Annotated in this window: 16 protein-coding genes; 10 read left to right on the top strand and 6 right to left on the bottom strand. The window is 70.9% G+C overall.

Annotated features, from left to right (window positions below; translation table 11 throughout):
- Nucleotides 1–37: 37 nt before the first annotated feature.
- A complete protein-coding gene (locus tag ABZ434_RS14645) occupies nucleotides 38–598 on the bottom strand; it encodes a toxin (protein WP_359135493.1) in 561 nt (186 codons plus the stop codon).
- 4 nt (nucleotides 599–602) lie between these two features.
- On the bottom strand, nucleotides 603–1,049 hold the full coding sequence (locus ABZ434_RS14640) for a hypothetical protein (RefSeq protein ID WP_359135491.1): 447 nt from the start codon (nucleotides 1,047–1,049) through the stop codon (nucleotides 603–605).
- A 615-nt stretch (nucleotides 1,050–1,664) separates the two neighbouring features.
- Here ABZ434_RS14640 and ABZ434_RS14635 point away from each other — a divergent pair.
- Entirely contained in the window at nucleotides 1,665–2,003 is a 339-nt protein-coding gene (locus tag ABZ434_RS14635; RefSeq protein WP_328894983.1) for a MerR family transcriptional regulator, read from the top strand.
- Nucleotides 2,004–2,246: 243 nt separating this feature from the next.
- Here ABZ434_RS14635 and ABZ434_RS14630 read toward each other — a convergent pair whose 3' ends face one another.
- A complete protein-coding gene (locus tag ABZ434_RS14630) occupies nucleotides 2,247–3,269 on the bottom strand; it encodes a LacI family DNA-binding transcriptional regulator (protein WP_359135487.1) in 1,023 nt (340 codons plus the stop codon).
- 411 nt (nucleotides 3,270–3,680) lie between these two features.
- Here ABZ434_RS14630 and ABZ434_RS14625 point away from each other — a divergent pair, with 411 nt between their 5' ends.
- From ABZ434_RS14625 to ABZ434_RS14585, 9 genes are all read left to right on the top strand, one after another.
- On the top strand, nucleotides 3,681–4,967 hold the full coding sequence (locus tag ABZ434_RS14625; RefSeq protein WP_359135485.1) for a sugar ABC transporter substrate-binding protein: 1,287 nt from the start codon (nucleotides 3,681–3,683) through the stop codon (nucleotides 4,965–4,967).
- Nucleotides 4,968–5,310: 343 nt separating this feature from the next.
- Complete coding sequence (locus ABZ434_RS14620; RefSeq protein ID WP_359135591.1) at nucleotides 5,311–6,180, top strand: sugar ABC transporter permease; 870 nt, start codon at nucleotides 5,311–5,313, stop codon at nucleotides 6,178–6,180.
- Nucleotides 6,177–7,037 carry a carbohydrate ABC transporter permease gene (locus tag ABZ434_RS14615; RefSeq protein ID WP_359135483.1) on the top strand — a complete coding sequence of 287 codons (861 nt, stop codon included), beginning with the start codon at nucleotides 6,177–6,179 and terminating at the stop codon, nucleotides 7,035–7,037. The genes ABZ434_RS14620 and ABZ434_RS14615 overlap by 4 nt, the downstream gene beginning before the upstream one ends.
- A gap of 47 nt (nucleotides 7,038–7,084) precedes the next feature.
- Nucleotides 7,085–8,338, top strand: coding sequence for a glycosyl hydrolase (locus ABZ434_RS14610; RefSeq protein ID WP_359135481.1), 1,254 nt, complete (start codon nucleotides 7,085–7,087; stop codon nucleotides 8,336–8,338).
- A gap of 67 nt (nucleotides 8,339–8,405) precedes the next feature.
- The gene (locus ABZ434_RS14605) at nucleotides 8,406–10,475 is read left to right on the top strand and encodes an endo-beta-N-acetylglucosaminidase (RefSeq protein ID WP_359135479.1); all 2,070 of its coding nucleotides are present in this window, start codon (nucleotides 8,406–8,408) and stop codon (nucleotides 10,473–10,475) included.
- Between the two features lie 41 nt (nucleotides 10,476–10,516).
- Complete coding sequence (locus tag ABZ434_RS14600; RefSeq protein WP_359135477.1) at nucleotides 10,517–13,546, top strand: glycoside hydrolase family 38 C-terminal domain-containing protein; 3,030 nt, start codon at nucleotides 10,517–10,519, stop codon at nucleotides 13,544–13,546.
- A 351-nt stretch (nucleotides 13,547–13,897) separates the two neighbouring features.
- The gene (locus ABZ434_RS14595) at nucleotides 13,898–14,101 is read left to right on the top strand and encodes a cold-shock protein (RefSeq protein ID WP_015609674.1); all 204 of its coding nucleotides are present in this window, start codon (nucleotides 13,898–13,900) and stop codon (nucleotides 14,099–14,101) included.
- Between the two features lie 423 nt (nucleotides 14,102–14,524).
- Nucleotides 14,525–16,108, top strand: coding sequence for a DEAD/DEAH box helicase (locus ABZ434_RS14590; RefSeq protein ID WP_359135475.1), 1,584 nt, complete (start codon nucleotides 14,525–14,527; stop codon nucleotides 16,106–16,108).
- 51 nt (nucleotides 16,109–16,159) lie between these two features.
- Nucleotides 16,160–16,471 carry an SCO5918 family protein gene (locus ABZ434_RS14585; protein ID WP_359135473.1) on the top strand — a complete coding sequence of 104 codons (312 nt, stop codon included), beginning with the start codon at nucleotides 16,160–16,162 and terminating at the stop codon, nucleotides 16,469–16,471.
- A 64-nt stretch (nucleotides 16,472–16,535) separates the two neighbouring features.
- Here the strand turns inward: ABZ434_RS14585 and crcB (ABZ434_RS14580) are convergent, their stop codons facing one another.
- The 3 genes from crcB (ABZ434_RS14580) to crcB (ABZ434_RS14570) are packed head-to-tail and all read right to left on the bottom strand — an operon-like array spanning nucleotide 16,536 to nucleotide 17,673.
- Complete coding sequence (gene crcB / locus ABZ434_RS14580; protein ID WP_359135471.1) at nucleotides 16,536–16,910, bottom strand: fluoride efflux transporter CrcB; 375 nt, start codon at nucleotides 16,908–16,910, stop codon at nucleotides 16,536–16,538.
- The gene (locus tag ABZ434_RS14575; protein WP_359135469.1) at nucleotides 16,907–17,260 is read right to left on the bottom strand and encodes a DUF190 domain-containing protein; all 354 of its coding nucleotides are present in this window, start codon (nucleotides 17,258–17,260) and stop codon (nucleotides 16,907–16,909) included. The genes crcB (ABZ434_RS14580) and ABZ434_RS14575 overlap by 4 nt, the downstream gene beginning before the upstream one ends.
- Nucleotides 17,257–17,673, bottom strand: coding sequence for a fluoride efflux transporter CrcB (crcB, locus tag ABZ434_RS14570; RefSeq protein ID WP_359135468.1), 417 nt, complete (start codon nucleotides 17,671–17,673; stop codon nucleotides 17,257–17,259). Before crcB (ABZ434_RS14570) ends, ABZ434_RS14575 begins: the two co-directional genes overlap by 4 nt.
- Between the last annotated feature and the right edge of the window lie 127 nt (nucleotides 17,674–17,800).

Genomic DNA, 17,800 nt, shown 5'->3' with positions numbered 1-17,800 from the left:
TGAGGTGTGGGGGGACGAGTGATCGAGGGGGGTGACGCTACCTGCGGCGGAACAGCCCGCCGCGCCGGTGGGCCACCGGGCGCGAGAGCGAGTTGGCGAGCCGCCCCACCATGTCATCGCTCGGCACGTCCCTCGCCATGCGGGGGATGAGGGAGGCACCCAATTCGGCCATGCGTTCGTCATGGGTGTCGTACTGGGCGCGGGCCTGCACGGCGTCCGGGCTGACCAGCGCCTCCGGGCCGACGACCCTGGCGATCAGGGAGGTGTCGAAGACGGGCAGCAGCCGGTGCAACTGCTCGGCGTCCAGCGAGGTTCCGTGGTCGAACCACTCGTGGCACAGCTCGTGCAGGATCACGTGCTGGGTCTGGTACGCGGTGGGGCGGCGGCGGTAGAGCACGAAGCTGGTCCCGCCGGTCTTCAGCCGCAACCCGCAGGCAGCGTTGACGCGGGCCAGCCGGTCGGGCATCTCGTGCAGCACGATGGTGCGGCCGCGGGCCGCCTCCATGTTCGCCACCAGCCCCTCGACGGTGAAGGGGGAGGGGAGCGGGAGCCCGGCAAGACCGGCCTCGCACTCCTTCCGCAGTTCTCGCATGGACACCGCGCTAACTCCGTGGTTCGCCGTCGGGCGGTGGCTGCCGGTCCTTCGCGTCCTGGAGCAGGGCGAGCGCGAACCGCAGCAGTTCCGGCGGCAGTCCGTCCTCGTCCAGCCCCCGCCCGGCCAGCCCGCTGATCTCGCCGGTACGCCGCTTCGCCAGGAACTGCAGCCCCGCGACGACGTCGTCGACGACCTCGGACTCCTCCTTGAAGAAGCGCCAGTCCACGCCGAAGCCGAGGCCGAGCGCCTTGAGGATGTCCTCGGACGGCTGGGTCACCTTGCCGGCCAGGATGTTGGAGAAGTAGCTGTGGGAGAGGGATCCGCCGCGCTCCTTGACCAGGTCGGCGAAGACCCGTCCCGAGATCTTGCGGCCGGGGAAGGTCTTCTCGACCATGTACTCGACCTTCTGCCGCAGCGTTCGCAGCTCCGGCGCGCGTTCCTCGCCGTTGTCCATCCGGCCCCCACGTTCACGTCCGCCGCCCGGGCGTCTGTCCGGCTCCGCGCGGTGCTCGATTCGGTCAACGGGCTCGTACTGTAACGAACCCCGACGCGGTGTCCGCGGACCGGGAGCCCAGGTGGCACACCGTAAAGGGATGAACTGGAGCATCTCGCTCCGGTGTCCGGAACGGGCTTGCGCAAACACTCTACGTCACTGTTAACTCGAAAAAACACGGGCAGGGGACCACGAGGGGAGTCCCTTGCCCGTGAAAAAGCCTGCGCGGACCCGCCCCGTACGTGAGGGCCGGGCGCGCACATGGGTGTAGCCCTTCACGACGGGGGATGCGTGAAGGGCTACGTGTGCATTATGGCTCCTGGTCAGGCAGTCATCAACTGACCAGCCGGTCAGTGTTCTTGGCACGGCCGCGCCCCGTCCTTCCGGAGGGCGGCGCCGGGACGGGGCCGGGTGACGGGCTCCGCGCCGGGCCGGGCGGGCGCCGGGGCCGGGGCGCACCAGATTAGTTCCCCCGTCCGGCCCGGGAAATCTGTCGCGACTATGCTAGAGACGATGGCTCGCACAACAAGAGTTTCTCTTTCGGTCAACGAAGTCAGCGATACGCGGCAGGTGCACATGCCCCCCGAGACCCCTCCGCATGCCACTGACCGTCTCGATGACGACGACTACCCGGCGTACACCATGGGTCGCGCCGCGGAGATGATCGGCGCCACGCCCGGATTCCTCCGCGCGATCGGTGAGGCGCGCCTGATCACCCCCCTGCGCTCGGAGGGCGGCCACCGTCGCTACTCCCGCTACCAGCTGCGCATCGCGGCCCGTGCCCGTGAGCTCGTCGACGGTGGAACGCCGGTCGAGGCCGCCTGCCGCATCGTGATCCTGGAGGACCAGCTCGAAGAGGCGCTCCGGCTGAACGAGGAGCTGCGCCGGCCCACCCCCGGGCGGGACACGGCCTGAGGCCCCAGGGCCCCTCGTCCGGATCAGGGCGCCCTCGCGGACACGGCCTGATCCGGAGCGGAAGATCTAGGGCGTGTTTCGAAAGTAGCGCCGTCCGCCCGGAGGGCGGGTCCGGCGGCGTCTGGTGCGTGCGATCGCAAGGCGGAGGGTCGCCCCGATACTGGGCGTATAGGGGTGATCCCGACAACGCGGCGAGCGTGCGTGCCAGGCGTCGCCGGACAGGCGGGACTTTCGAAACACGCCCTAGGACCTCTCGTGTGCGAGCGCCGTGCTGCCTCGCTCGATCAGCCGGGGCAGCGGCACCTGCACGGTGCGCGCCGCGCCGCCGTCCAGCAGCGCGGTCAGTTCCCGCGCCGCGAGCCGGCCGAACGCGACCGTGTCCCTGGAGAGCGCGGTGAGCCACGGTGCGGTGAGCCGGCACAACGCCGAGTCCTCCCACGAGACCACCGACAGGTCGCCCGGCACCCGGAGGCCGAGGCCCGCCGTGACCGCCACCCCGGCCGCGGCCATCACGTCGTTGTCGTAGATGAGGGCGGTCGGCGGGTGGGGCCGCTCCAGTACCCGGCGGGTCACGGCCGCGCCCTCGGTGTCGGAGTAGTCCGTGGTCACCGAGTGGGCCTCGGTCAGGCCGTGCCGGCCGGCCTCGACGCGCAGGGAGCGGATGCGCCGGTCGGTGTGCGCGAGCGAGGGCAGACCGGCGATGTGCACGATGCGCCGGTGACCCAGTTCGTGCAGCCGGCCGACGATGGCCGCCATGGCGCCCGCGTCGTCGGCGCGCACCTGTGAGAGTCCCGGGTGGGGGCCGGTGTCGCTGCCGGGGAGGGCCCCGATGACGACGCCGTGCAGGCCCAGTTCGTCCAGGAGGGGGACGCGGGGGTCGTCGGTGCGGGGGTCGACGACGAGTACCCCGTCGACCCGGTGCTCGGCCCACCAGCGGCGGTAGACGGCACACTCGGCAGTCACGTCCTCCACCACCTGGAAGAGCAGGCCGAGTTGGCGCTCGGCCAGGACCTCCTGGATGCCGGAGATCAGCTGCAGGAAGAACGAGTCCACGCCCAGGTTGGCCGCAGGCCGTGCCACGACGAGCCCGACGGTGGCCGACCCCTCGCCCGACAGTGCGCGGGCCGCGGTGCTCGGGCGCCAGCCCAACTGCTCGGCCACGCGCCGGACTCGGTCGCGGGTGATCTCCGAGACGCCGGGGCGGTCGTTGAGCGCGAAGGAGACCGCGCTCTCCGAGACCCCGGCCCGCTGGGCGATGTCCTTCATGGTCGGCCGGCGCGCGGGAGCGCGTCTGGCCGTCGGAGTATCCCCGGCCGGCGGCCGCTTCGGTGTCACCCGGTGCCTCTTTCCCTGCGTTCCCTGTGGCGCTCGTCGGACGTCGGCTCCGCTCGCCCCCGGGGGCATCGTAGGCGTTCCCGGACCATTGGTCGAGTGATGTGGCGCAACAACTAATGCGCTTGAGTCGGGAGCACCTAAAGCGCATTAGTCCAGGATCCTGAATGTACTCCGACACTGCTCTGACCTGCACAGATGGTGTTGAGCGATGCTAATTTCCGATGAATGTATTGACTTTCATCGAGTGGCATTGCAGGGTCTGCGGGGCGAACGGAGTCGAGGGGGCCGGCACCCCTCGGTCCGCCGTCCGCACGCCTGGTCCGAGCAAAGGAGCCGTTCACCGTGCGCATCTCCCGCAGGGCAGTCGTCACTGCCGCCGTCCTCGCAACCGTCCTGCCGTTGAGTGCGTGCGGCGGTGAGTCCGGATCGGGCTCGTCCGACGCCTCCGGCAAGGTCGAAGGCAAGATCACCTTCCAGACCTGGAACCTGCAGGCGAACTTCAAGGACTACTTCAACGGCGTCATCGCGGACTTCGAGAAGAAGTACCCGGGTACCGAGGTCAAGTGGGTGGACCGGCCGGGCGAGGGCTACGCGGACAAGATCAGCGCGGACGCGGCCGGCGGGACCCTGCCGGACGTCGTCAACGTGTCGCCGGACCTGGTGGCCCCGCTGGCCAAGGCGGGCATCGCGCTCGACCTCGACAAGGCGGCGCCGCAGTACCGCAAGGAGTACCTGGACGGCGCCTGGAAGGCTCATCAGATACCGGGCACCGACGGGACGTACGCCTTCCCCTGGTACCTCAACACCGGGCCGATGTTCTACAACAAGCGCCTGCTCAAGGACGCCGGACTCGACCCGCAGAAGCCGCCGACCACCTATGACCAGGTCTTCGCCGACGGCCTGAAGCTGGCCGAGCAGAGCAAGGGCAAGGTCGCCACGCTCGCCAACGTCCCCACCATCGAGGACTTCGGCCGCTACGGCGGACAGCTGATGAACAAGGAAGGCACGGGCTTCGCCTTCAACGACGCGAAGGGCGTGCAACTCCTCACGCACTACAAGGAGTTGTACGACGCCAAGGCGCTCGACGCGCAGGCGCTGACCGCGACACCCGAGTCCTCCGGCCACAAGTTCCTCACCGAGTCCGTGGCGATGAACCCCGGCAGTGCGCTGGACCTGGCCAACTTCAAGAAGCAGGCCCCGAGCCTCTACAAGAACATCGGGATCACCGACCAGGTCAGCAGCACCGGCAAGGCCAACATGTACGTCATGGGCCTCATGGTGAACGCGCAGACCCAGCAGAAGCCCGCAGCCGTCGCCTTCGCCCACTACGTGACCGACGCGACCCGGCAGATGGACTTCGCCAAGCAGGTCGCCATCTTCCCGAGCACCGCCGGATCCCTCGACGACCCGTACTTCACGAAGGAGGACGGCACGGATGTGACCCGCGTACGGGTCGCCGCCGCGAAGTCCTTGAAGACGGCGGTCAACTACACGCCGGTGCTGTTCAGCGAGCAGATGAAGACCGAGCTGCGCAACCAGATCGCCAAGGCGCTCCAGGGAAAGCAGAGCCCCAAGGAAGCACTTGACAACGCTGTCAAGGCCTGCGACCGGCTGTTGCAGCAGAGCTGAGCCCCCTGGGCCCCCGTGTCTCGATCATGCCGGGCTGCCGGGCCGGCACGCCCTTCTCCGAGGTCTCGGCATCGCTCGGCCGGGGGCCGCTCCGGCGTAGTCGTCGGCCACCCGTGCTCCGCGGGGGCGCCCTCCTCCGCCTTGCGGCCGAACGCACCGGACCCCGCTCCCTGATCCGGCCTGATCCAAACGAAAGGACCTGGTGAACTCCCCCACCCCCAGCCCCGCGAAGTCCCGCGCCGGGGCCGCCCGCACCGGGGCCCCGGCGAGTGCGCCGGTCCCCGGCGCGGCGGGAGAGGCGGCCCGGCGCAAGCGCCCCGGCGACCGCCGCCCCGCCGGCCGGATCAGCCGCCATCTGCCCCTCAGCCCCTGGCTGTTCGCGGCGCCCGGACTCATCGTGGTCGGCGCCTTCAGCCTCTACCCGTTCCTCAGCACCCTGGTCAACGCCTTCACGGACCGGCGCACCCTGGTACCGGGCAAGTTCGTCGGCCTGGCGAACTTCCAGGAGCTGCTGCACGACGAGATGTTCTGGATCGGGCTGCGCAACAGCACGCTGTACGTCCTCGGCGTCGTGCCCGCCCTCGTCATCCTGCCGCTGCTGCTGGCGATGCTCGTCCAGCGGCACATCCCGGGCATCTCCTTCTTCCGCTCTGCCTTCTACACGCCGGTGGTCGCCTCCATCGTCGTCGTCGGACTGATCTGGGTCTGGATGCTCGACGACCGCGGGCTGATCAACGCCCTCCTGGAGGCCGTGGGCATCGGCAAGGTCGGCTTCCTCAGCGACCAGTGGCTGCTGCTGGGGAGCGCGATGACGGTCACCGTCTGGAAGGGCCTCGGCTACTACATGATCATCTACCTGGCCGCGCTGGCGAACGTACCGCGGGAGCTGCACGAGGCAGCCTCCGTGGACGGCGCCGGAGTCGTACGCCGCTTCTTCACCGTCACCGTCCCCGCCATCCGCTCCACGATGGTGCTGGTCGCGGCGCTGTCCTCGGTCTCGGCCTTCAAGGTCTTCTCCGAGGTCTATCTGATGGCCGGCCCGTCCGGTGGTCCGGCGGGTGAGGACACCACCCTGGTGATGCTCGTCCAGCGGGTGGGAACCGGGCTGACCGGGCGGGTCGGATACGCGTCCGCCATCTCGGTCGTCATCTTCGTCGTCACCGTCGGCCTGATGCTGCTGGTGCTCCGCGCCGACCGCAAGGAGGACGCGTGAGCTTCCTGAAGACCACCGATGCCGAGGGGCGCCGCGTCCCCGCCTGGCAGCTCGTCCTGCGCTACGTGCTGCTGCTCGCAGTGCTCGTCCTGACCGTGGGACCGTTCCTGTGGCAGCTCTCGACCTCGCTGAAGGGGCCGAACGAGGACATCTTCAGCTCCCCGCCGAAGTTCTTCCCCAGTGATCCGACCCTGGACAACTACACGCGGGTCGCCGACACCATCCCGGTGTGGGACTACGCGTTCAACTCGCTGAAGGTCGCGGCCGCCAACGTGGTCACCAACTGCGTGGGTGCCGCACTGGCGGGATACGCGCTCGCCCGGCTGCGCTACCGGGGCCGCAGGGCCGCGACGCTGGCGTTCATCCTCGCCATGCTCGTACCCGTCGAGGGCATCATCATCGCCCAGTTCACCACCATGCGGGATCTGGGCCTGAACAACACCCTGCTCGGTGTGCTGCTGCCCGGATCCATCGGGGCGATGAACGTCCTGCTGATGCGCAACGCCTTCCTGAACCTCCCCGAGGAGGTGGAGGAGGCGGCCTTCGTGGACGGCGCCAACGTCTGGCAGCGATTCCTGCGGATCGCGCTCCCCTCGGTCAAGGGCACCCTCGCCGTCGTCGCGATCTTCGCCTTCATGGGCTCGTGGGACGACTTCCTGTGGCCGCTGATCGTCCTCAGCGACCCGGAGAACTTCACCCTGACCATCGGGCTGAACTACCTGCACGGCACGTTCGCGAACGACGAACGGCTCGTCGCCGCAGGCACGATCATCGCCGTGCTGCCGCTCATCGTGCTGTTCGCCGGTCTGCAGCGCTTCTTCTTCCGAGGTGTCGGCGAAGGCGCCGTCAAGGGCTGACCGATCCCCGCCTCCCCCCGCACCACAGAACCAGGACCGTGTTCCGTATGAGCTCCTCCCCCTTGCGTTTCGGCGCCAACTACACGCCCAGCGAAGGCTGGTTCCACCACTGGCTGGACTTCGACCTCGACTCCGTACGGGCCGATCTGGACTCGATCGCCGGCCTCGGCCTCGACCACATCCGGGTCTTCCCGCTCTGGCCGCTCTTCCAGCCCAACCGCACCCTGATCCGCCCGCGCGCCGTCGAGCAGCTCGTCCAGCTCGCCGACGCCGCCGCCGAACGCGGCCTGGACGTCAGCGTGGACGGGCTGCAGGGGCACCTGTCGAGCTTCGACTTCCTGCCCGCCTGGACCGGGACCTGGCACCGGCGCAACCTCTTCACCGACCCCGACGTGATCGCCGGGCAGGCCGAGTACCTGCGCACCCTCGCCGCCGCCCTCGCCGACCGCCCCCACTTCATCGGCATGACCCTCGGGAACGAGATCAACCAGTTCTCCGGCGACCCGCACCCCGACCCGGACCGCATCACCCCCGAACAGGCGGGCGCCTGGCTGACCAGGATGCTCGACGCCTGCGAGGAGGGGGCGCCCGGCAAGCTCCATCTGCACGCGGAGTACGACGCCGCCTGGTACCAGGACGACCACGCCTTCACGCCCGCGCACGCGGCGCGGATGGGTGCCGTCACCGCCGTGCACTCCTGGGTCTTCAACGGCACCGCCCAGCGCCACGGCCGCACCGGTACGGCCACCGAGCACCACGCCGCCTACCTGATCGAGCTCTCCAAGGCCTGGGCGCTCGACGCGCACCGGCCGGTCTGGCTCCAGGAGGTCGGCGCCCCCGCCCCGCTGATCCCGGCCGGGCACGCCGCCGCGTTCACCGAGGCGACCGTCGACAACGCCCTGGACTGCGAGGACGTGTGGGGAGTTACCTGGTGGTGCTCGCACGACGTGTCCCGCTCGCTGTCCGACTTCCCCGAACTCGAGTACAGCCTGGGCCTGTTGACCAACGACCGGCAGGTCAAACCGGCCGGCCGGGCCATCGCCCGGATCGTCGAGGAGCACCGCGGCCGCACCCGGCGTCCCGCTCCCCGGACGACGGCCGTGGTCGTCGACACCGGCGACGACGCGACCGCGCCCCACCGCTCGGTGTGCGCCCCCGGCGGTGCCGTCTTCGAGGCCTTCGCCAGGCTCACGGCGGACGGTGCCCGTCCCACCGCCGTCCTCGCGAGCAACGCCGACGACGCGGGGCATCTGGCTGCCCGTGGCATCACCGAGGTCGTCACACCGGACCAGGTCCGGTGACCACGCCCCCGCGCACCGCCACCCCGTGAAGCACCCGAATCGCACCTCGAACGATACGGAGCACACCATGAACCAGCCCAGGTCGCATCCGGCCGCACCGACGCGCCGCACCGTGGTCCTCGCCGGCGCCACAACGGCCGCCGCCCTCCTGGCCCCGGCCCTCTCCGGCTCCGCCGAGGCCGCGCCCGCCACCTCGGCGAGGGCCGCGTCCCGGCCGTTCGCCTCCTACTGGTTCCCCGACTCACTGCCCGCCGGCACCCCCGGTGCCGGTGTCACCTGGCGCAGCCTGAAGGCCTGGCGGGCCGAGGACGACCCCGACCTGCCGTTCAACACCGCGACCGTTCCGCTCGCCGGCCGCTTCACCCCGGTCCCGGTGAACACCACGGCCCGCACCGACCAGGCGCGCATCTCCTCGCTGGTCGCCTTCGGGAACACCGCGGGCAACCCGTCCCAGGGCTCCGCCACCGCCGACCACTACGCCCTGAGCCACTGGGCGTACATCGACGAACTCGTGTTCTGGGGCGGTTCGGCGGGGGAGGGCCTGGTCCTCGCGCCCAACGCCCCGGTCGTCGACGCGGCGCACCGCAACGGCGTCCCCGTCCTCGGCACCGTGTTCCTGCCTCCCGTGCACCACGGCGGCGATCTGCGATGGACGCGGGACCTCGTGCAGCGTGATGGAGCCGGGCGGTTCCCGCTGGCCGCGAAGCTCGTGGAAGTGGCCGTCGCGCACGGATTCGACGGCTGGTTCATCAACGCGGAGACCGGGGGCGGCGACGCCGCGCTCGGTGCCGAGATGCTCGCCTTCGTCACCGATCTGCGGGAGCGCAGCGATGCCGCGGGTCTGCGCATCACCTGGTACGACGCCATGACGGTGCGGGGCGAGGTCGGCTGGCAGGGGGCGCTGAACACCGAGAACAGGGCGCTGTTCGAGGAAGCGGACTCGATGTTCGTGGACTTCCGCTGGACGCCCGGGACGCTCACGTCTTCCGGCGCGAACGCCGAGGCGGCAGGCCGGAGCCGCTACGACCTTTGGGCGGGCGTCGACGTCGAGTCGACCGGCTGGAACAAGGCCGTCGACTGGGACGCGATCATCCCCGCCGACGGGCCGCACACCCTCTCGTACGGCTTCTACCGGCCCGAGTGGACCCGTAGCCATCTTCCCGAGGGCCGGACCCCCGCTCAGTTCCACGCCGCCGACCAACGGTTCTGGACCGGACAGTCCCTCGACCCGGCCCGGCCGGACCGTACGGACAGCTGGCGCGCCCCCGCCACGGCGGTGGCCGACCGCTCCACCGTCGACCGCCTGCCGTTCGCGACCGGCTTCAACACCGGCCACGGTCTGCGCTGGTACGAGAACGGCCGGGCCGTCTCGGACACCGAGTGGAACCACCTCGGGCTCCAGGACCGGCTGCCCGGCCGCCGCTGGGTCGTCCGCACCGACGGCCGGACCCCGTCCGTCGCCTTCGACTTCGCCGACGCCTGGCGTGGCGGCAGCAGCCTCCTGGTCGACGGCGACCTCGACGCCCCGGCCACCGTGGAGCTCTACGGCACCAGGCTGCCGCTCTCCCGGCGCACGGTCGTCGAACTCACCCACCGGACCGACGCGGGCTCCGGCCCGGTCACCGTCGAACTGGCCGTGGCGCTGCGCGAGCCCGACCGGCCCGGCGACCCGATCGCGTACACCTATGTCCCGGCGGGCGAGCTGCGGGCAGGCGGTCCGGGCTGGACCACCGCCACCCTCCGGCTGAACGCCCTGGCCGGCACCGTCCACGCGCTGGGGGTACGTCTCACGGCGGCCGGCCCCGTGCGCTGGCGGCTCGGCGCCCTGGCCGTCCGCGACGCCGTGGAGGTCCCGTCCGCGCCGGCCCGGCTGCGCGTCACCGGCTCGGTGCCCGGCACCGAAGGCACCGGCCTGCGCCTGCGCTGGCAGCGGGCGGCCGGATCCCCGCGCCATTACGAGCTGCACCGGATCCTCCCCGACGGCACCCGGCGCTTCCTGGGCGGTACCCCGGGCACCGCCTTCTTCGTACCGGACATCCAGCGGGAACCGGGCGAAAAAGCCGCTCGTTTCGAGGTCAGGGCCGTTGGCGAGCTCTACACGACATCCCGCGCCGCCTCGACCGCGCACCGCTGGTAAGCACCCCCCACCCGCACCCACCACACAACGGAGCCACCCTCATGCACGACGACCGCAGCCTGGTCGAAGCCCGTCTGAAGCGCGTCCTCGACGAGCGCATCCGGCCGGCCGTATACCCGGAATCCGTCCCGCTGGACGTCGCCGTCTGGAACGCACCGGGCGAGCCCGTCCCGGTCGCGGAGGGCCTGGCCGGTGCGACCGAGCCGATAGCGGTCGGCGACCGGTGGGGGGCTCCGTGGGGCACCAGCTGGTTCCGGGTCTCCGGTACGGTCCCCGAGGCCTGGGCGGGCCGGACCGTCGAGGCGCTGCTCGACCTCGGCTTCGACGAGAACATGCCGGGCTTCCAGTGCGAGGGCCTCGTCTACCGCCCCGACGGCACCCCGGTGAAGGGCCTCAACCCGCGCAACCAGTGGGTGCGCGTGGGCGCTCCGGCGGCCGGCGGCGAGGAGGTGCTGCTGCACATCGAGGCGGCGTCCAACCCGGTCATCCTCGACTACCACCCCTTCCTGCCGACACAGCTCGGTGACAAGGAGACCGCGGGCGACGAACCGCAGTACACCCTCGCCCGGATGGACCTCGCGCTCTTCGACGAGCACGTGTGGAACCTCGTCCAGGACCTGGAGGTGCTGGGTGAGCTGATGCAGGAGCTGCCCGTCGACGGCGCCCGGCGCTGGGACATCCTGCGCGCCATCGGCCGCGCCCTGGACGCGGTCGACCTCCAGGACGTCAACGGCACCGCGGCCGCGGCCCGCGAGCAGCTCACCGAGGTCCTCGCGACGCCCGCCCAGCCGTCCGCGCACCGGATCAGCGCCGTCGGCCACGCGCACATCGACTCCGCCTGGCTGTGGCCGCTGCGCGAGACGGTCCGCAAGGTCGCCCGTACGACGTCCAACATGACCGCGCTGCTGGAGGACGAGCCCGACTTCGTCTTCGCGATGTCGCAGGCCCAGCAGTTCGCCTGGATCAAGGAACACCGCCCCGAGGTCTACGCGAAGGTCAAGAAGGCGGTGGCGGAGGGCCGCTTCGTGCCGTCCGGCGGCATGTGGGTCGAGTCCGACACGAACATGCCCGGCTCCGAGGCGATGGCCCGCCAGTTCGTGCACGGCAAGCGCTTCTTCCTCGACGAGTTCGGCATCGAGAACGACGAGGCATGGCTGCCCGACACCTTCGGCTTCGCGGCCGGCCTGCCGCAGATCATCAAGGCCGCGGGCTCCAAGTGGCTGCTCACGCAGAAGATCTCGTGGAGCCAGACCAACAAGTTCCCGCACCACACCTTCCAGTGGGAGGGCATCGACGGCACCCGGATCTTCACGCACTTCCCGCCCGTCGACACCTACAACTGCTCGATGAAGGGCAGCGAGATCGCCCACGCGGCGAAGAACTTCAAGGACAAGGGCGTCGCCCAGCACTCCCTCGCCCCGACCGGCTGGGGCGACGGCGGCGGCGGCACCACCCGCGAGATGATCGCCAAGGCCGCGAGGATGCGCAGCCTCGAAGGCTCCGCGACGGTGACCTGGGAGACCCCCACCGACTTCTTCACCAAGGCCGAGGCGGAGTACCCGAACGCTCCGGTCTGGGTCGGCGAGCTCTACCTGGAGCTGCACCGCGCCACCCTCACCAGCCAGGCGAAGACGAAGCAGGGCAACCGCCGCAGCGAACACCTGCTGCGCGAGGCCGAGCTGTGGGCCGCCACCGCCGCGGTGCGGACCGGCTCCGCCTACCCGTACGAGCAGTTGGACCGGATATGGAAGACGGTGCTGCTGCACCAGTTCCACGACATCCTGCCCGGATCGTCGATCGCCTGGGTGCACCGTGAGGCGGAGAAGACCTACGCGGCCGTCGCCGAGGAACTGGACGGCATCATCGACGCCGCCCAGCGGGCACTGGCCGGTGACTCCGCGACGGGCGAGATCCTCGTCTTCAACGCGGCCCCGCACGCGCGCGGCGGCGTCGGCGCCGGTGCGGCGGCGGTCGTCCCCGCCGTCGGCGCCCTGGCCCCCGCCCCGCGCGAGGGCGGCGGGTACGTGCTGGACAACGGCCTGCTCCGGGTGGAGATCGACGCCCGAGGGCTCGTCGTCTCGGCGTACGACATCGGCGCCGAGCGCGAGACGGTCGCGCCGGGCCTGGCCGCGAACCTGCTGCAGATCCACCCGGACTTCCCGAACATGTGGGACGCGTGGGACGTCGACGCGTTCTACCGCAACACCGTCACCGACCTGACGGACCTCGACGAGCTCACGCCCGTCGAGGACGGCGGCGCCGCCCGCGTACGGATCGTCCGCAGCTTCGGCGACTCGAGGGTCACCCAGCTGCTGACCCTCGCGCCGGGCGTCAAGCGGCTCGACATCGACACCGAGGTCGACTGGCACGAGACGGAGAAGTTCCTCAAGGCGGCGTTCCCCCTGGACGTCCACGCCGAGCGCTACGCCTCCGAGACGCAGTTCGGGCACTTCTACCGGGCCACCCACACCAACACCAGCTGGGAGGCGGCCAAGTTCGAGGCCTGCAACCACCGCTTCGTCCACCTGGAGGAGCCCGGCTGGGGCGTGGCGCTCGTCAACGACTCGACCTACGGCCACGACGTGACCCGTACGGTCCGCGACGCCGACGCCGGTACGACCACCACCGTGCGGGTCTCGCTGCTGCGCGCCCCCCGCTTCCCCGACCCGGAGACCGACCAGGGCGTGCACCGCTTCCGGCACGCGCTCGTCCCCGGCGCGGCGATCGGTGACGCGGTCCGCGAGGGCTTCCGCATCAACCTGCCGGAGCGCCGGGTCACCGGCGACCGGGAGGTGGCCCCCCTGGTGGCCGTCGACAACGACGCCGTCGTCGTGAGCGCGGTCAAGCTGGCGGACGACGCGAGCGGCGACCTCGTCGTGCGCCTCTACGAGTCCACGGGCGGACGCGCCAGGGTCCGGCTCGCCACCGGGTTCGAGGCCGGCGGTGTCGCGGTGTGCGATCTGCTGGAGCGGCCGTCGGCCGACGCGGTGGTCCCGGAACTCCGGGACAGCGGGCTGGAGTTGACCCTCCGGCCGTTCGAGCTGGTGACGCTCAGGTTCGCGCGCGGCTGACCCGCCGGCCCTCCCTCCGGCCCCGGGCCGGAGGGAGGGTCCCGGGCGCTGTAGCACGGAGCGACGAATATCTATAGCCGCAAGCATAGAATTTTATGCAATGCCCGGTGAAGGTTTATGACGCGCCGGGCGGAGTGTAATTACTTGCCGCGCCTGCTCGCATTCATTGTGCTACTGTAGATCTCAGTTGCAGTTGTGGTTCCCAAAGACTCCAAGTGCTCTCCTCAGCTAAATGGGCTGGTGGGTGCGCTTTTGTATTTTCCGGCTCATTATCCGGATGGGGTAATCATCGCGGCGACGCGGGACTGGCACAGTGCGAGTCCCCGGGCTCTGCCCCAGAAGGAGATAAACATGGCTACTGGCACCGTCAAGTGGTTCAACGCGGAAAAGGGCTTCGGCTTCATCGAGCAGGATGGTGGCGGCGCTGACGTCTTCGCCCACTACTCGAACATCGCCGCCAGCGGCTTCCGTGAGCTGCAGGAGGGCCAGAAGGTGAACTTCGACGTCACGCAGGGCCAGAAGGGCCCGCAGGCGGAGAACATCACCCCCGCGTGAATCCGATGACACCGGCGCTCATGCGCTGAGTGAGCATCCACAGCTGGGGCCCGCACCTTGGGTGCGGGCCCCAGCTCGTTGCTTTTCCCGGGTCCGCCCCCGTGCATGCCGTGCCGGTACCACCGCCACGTGCCGCCGGGGAAGCACACAGGACCCACGCTCTTCACCGTGCGGCGGACGATCCGCCATGGCTCCCGGACCACCGGTCCGCCGGAGCCCCGTGACGAGACCCGCAGGCCCGTGTCCCGGGCCGGCTCGTCCGTCATTGCGAAGCGCCGGACCCGGCTCTGCCGGGCCCGTATCGGCTCAAGACCGGCCGCCGGGCTTCGTTCACGTATGCCAACGGCCCGTTCTTGCGATTCTTGTGCCGCTCGTCGCCGCAATGAATTCCTCGATACGCGCCATATCGAGGAAAGGTTCCGTATGAACCGCGATCGCCCCGCTCGTTCCAATGACCGTTTTTCCCGCACCACCCGCAGCGGTGGAGCCACCGGTTCCGGCGGTTCCCGTTCGGGTGGCGGCGGCTTCCGCTCGCAGGCCCCGGCCCGCCAGGGCGGCGGCCAGGGACGCTTCGGCGCCCCGGCCCAGCGCTCCGGTGGCGGCTACGGCCGCCGCCCCGCCGCCAAGCAGGGTGAGTTCGCCCTGCCGAAGACCATCACCCCGGCTCTGCCCGCCGTCGAGGCCTTCGCCGACCTGGACATGCCCGCGCCGCTGCTGGCCGCGCTCGCCGGCCAGGGCGTCACCGTGCCGTTCCCGATCCAGGCGGCCACGCTGCCGAACTCGCTCGCCGGCCGTGACGTGCTCGGCCGCGGCCGCACCGGCTCCGGCAAGACGCTCGCCTTCGGTCTGGCCCTGCTGGCCCGTATCGAGGGACGGCGCGCCGAGGCCCGCCGCCCGCTGGCCCTGGTCCTCGTCCCCACCCGCGAGCTCGCGCAGCAGGTCACCGACGCGCTCACCCCGTACGCCCGCTCGCTCAAGCTGCGCCTCGCCACCGTCGTCGGCGGCATGTCGATCGGCAGGCAGTCCGCGGCGCTGCGCGGCGGCTCCGAGGTCGTCGTCGCCACGCCCGGCCGGCTCAAGGACCTGATCGAGCGCGGTGACTGCAACCTGGACCGGGTCTCCATCACCGTTCTGGACGAGGCCGACCAGATGGCCGACATGGGCTTCATGCCGCAGGTCACCGAGCTGCTCGACCAGGTGCAGCCGGAGGGTCAGCGCATGCTGTTCTCGGCCACCCTGGACCGCAACGTCGACCTGTTGGTCCGCCGCTACCTGCACGACCCGGTCGTCCACTCGGTCGACCCGGCCGCCGGTGCGGTCACGACGATGGAGCACCACGTGCTCTACGTCCGTGGCGCCGACAAGTACGCCACCACGACGGAGATCGCCGCCCGTGACGGTCGCGTGATCATGTTCCTCGACACCAAGCACGCCGTGGACAAGCTGACCGACCACCTGCTCAGCAGCGGGGTCCGGGCGGCGGCGCTGCACGGTGGGAAGTCCCAGCCGCAGCGCACCCGGACCCTGACGCGGTTCAAGACCGGACACGTCACGGTCCTGGTCGCCACGAACGTCGCGGCCCGCGGCATCCACGTCGACAACCTCGACCTGGTCGTCAACGTCGACCCGCCGAGCGACCACAAGGACTACCTGCACCGTGGCGGCCGTACCGCCCGGGCCGGCGAGTCCGGCAGCGTCGTCACGCTGGTGCTGCCGAACCAGCGCCGCGAGATGACGCGTCTGATGGCCGACGCCGGAATCACCCCGCAGATCGCCGAGGTCCGCTCCGGCGAGGCCGAGCTCAGCCGGATCACCGGTGCGCAGGCGCCCTCGGGCATCCCCGTCACCATCACCTCGCCGCCCTCCGAGCGCGCCAAGGGCGGTACCTCCTCCCGCGGCCGGCGCAGTCGGCCGGCCCAGGCCCGCCGCTCGTCGTCGCCCTCGGCGTCCTCCCAGTCGCGGGGCAGTGGCGCGCCGCGCCACGCCTCCGGCGACCGCGCCGCCTGACCGACACCCGCGTTCCCGCCCGGTTCCGCTACCCGACCCAGTTGAGGCACTATGCGCTGCGTCATCGCCCGTTTCCCTTTCGACCTGTTCAAGCACGAGGTCGAGGAATCGATGAAGGGCATCAAGCCCGAACCCGTCACCGGGGAATCGGTGATCATCAGCCGTCGTGTGTACCCCGTCAAGCAGGTGGGCGAGATCATCACCCGGCAGGACCGCCGCGACTTCTCGGCGGGTGAGGTGACCAGGGCGCTCTCGCGTCTCGGCTTCACCTGCCGGCCCGTCCCGGCCCCCGCCGCGCCCGTGGTGCTCAGCCCCCTGGAAGCGGCGTCGGCCGCGCTGGGGACGCCCGGCCAGGACGCCTGAGCCGCCTGTCGTACGCCGAGGCCCGGCTTCCCCACGGGGAAGCCGGGCCTCGGCGTGTGCCGTGTCAGGTCCAGAGCGCCTCGGCGAGCGTGACGCCGGCGAAGGCCGCGCCCAGACCCGCGACCACGCTCGCCACCGCATTGGCCGCCGCATAGAACCGCGCCCCGTCCTCGGCCAGCCGCAGCGTCTCGTAACTGAACGTCGAGTACGTGGTCAGCGCCCCGCAGAGCCCCGTCCCGAGCAGCAGCTGCAGGTGCGAGGACGCGGCGCCGGCCGCCACCGCGCCCGTGAGCAGCCCCAGCACCAGACAGCCGCTCACGTTCACCGTGAAGGTCCCCCAGGGGAAGACGGTGGCGTGCCTGGCCTGCACCGCGCGGTCGGTCAGATAGCGCAGCGGGGCACCGACGGCCGCGCCGATGATCACCAGCAGCCAGTTCACGGGCGCCCCCCGCGATCCCGCTCCGGCAGGACGATCTCGCAGGCGTCCAGCGTGAGGGGCCCTTCGCCGGTGAGCTCCGCGATCAGGGGCAGGAACGCGCGGATCCTCTCCTCCGTGTCCACGATCACCACGGCGACCGGCAGATCCTCGCTGAGCGACAGCAGACGCTGGGTGTGGATCACCGAGGAGGCGCCGAAGCCCTCGATCCCCCGGAACACACTGGCCCCCGCCAGTCGCGCCGCGTGCGCCCGGTGCACGATCTCCGTGAAGACCGGGCGGTGGTGCCAGGTGTCGGACTCGCCGACCAGGACGGTCAGCCGCAGGCCCGGTGCTGTGCTCGGCGTCGTCATGCCTGCCTCCACGCGAGTGCGCGGCGCGTCAGCCACACCGCGCTCCACACCGCCGCGAGTGCCGCGAGCAGCGTCAGTGCCAGATAGGCCAGACCGGTACGGGCCCGGCCGCCGTCGACGAGGCGTTCGATGTCCACGGCATAGGTGGAGAAGGTGGTGAACCCGCCCAGTACCCCGGTGCCGAAGAACGGCCGCACCAGGCGGTGGGCGGCCCACGCCTCGCTGATCACCACCATGAACACGCCGATCACCGCGCAGCCGACGACGTTCACCACGAGGGTCGTCCACGGGAATCCGCCCGTCGCGGTGGGCCACAGGAGCGCGGCCCCGTAGCGGGCGGACGCGCCTGTCGCGCCGCCGAGCGCGACCACCGTGACCACGGCGGTCTGCGGGTTTCCGGACTTCGTGGACACATGTCTCCTGCCTGCCTGCGCGCCCGCCGGACGCGGGCTCGCACATACGCAGGCAGGCACCGGCCGCGGTTCGGGTGCGGCGGGCCCCACCGCCGTGCGGCGGGCCGTCGCCGGCCTCCGCTCTCCT

The organism is Streptomyces sp. NPDC005761, assembly GCF_040630635.1.
GTDB lineage: Bacteria > Actinomycetota > Actinomycetes > Streptomycetales > Streptomycetaceae > Streptomyces.
Note: the sequence above shows the minus strand (reverse complement) of the source record. Positions and strands in the feature narration are given on the sequence as shown.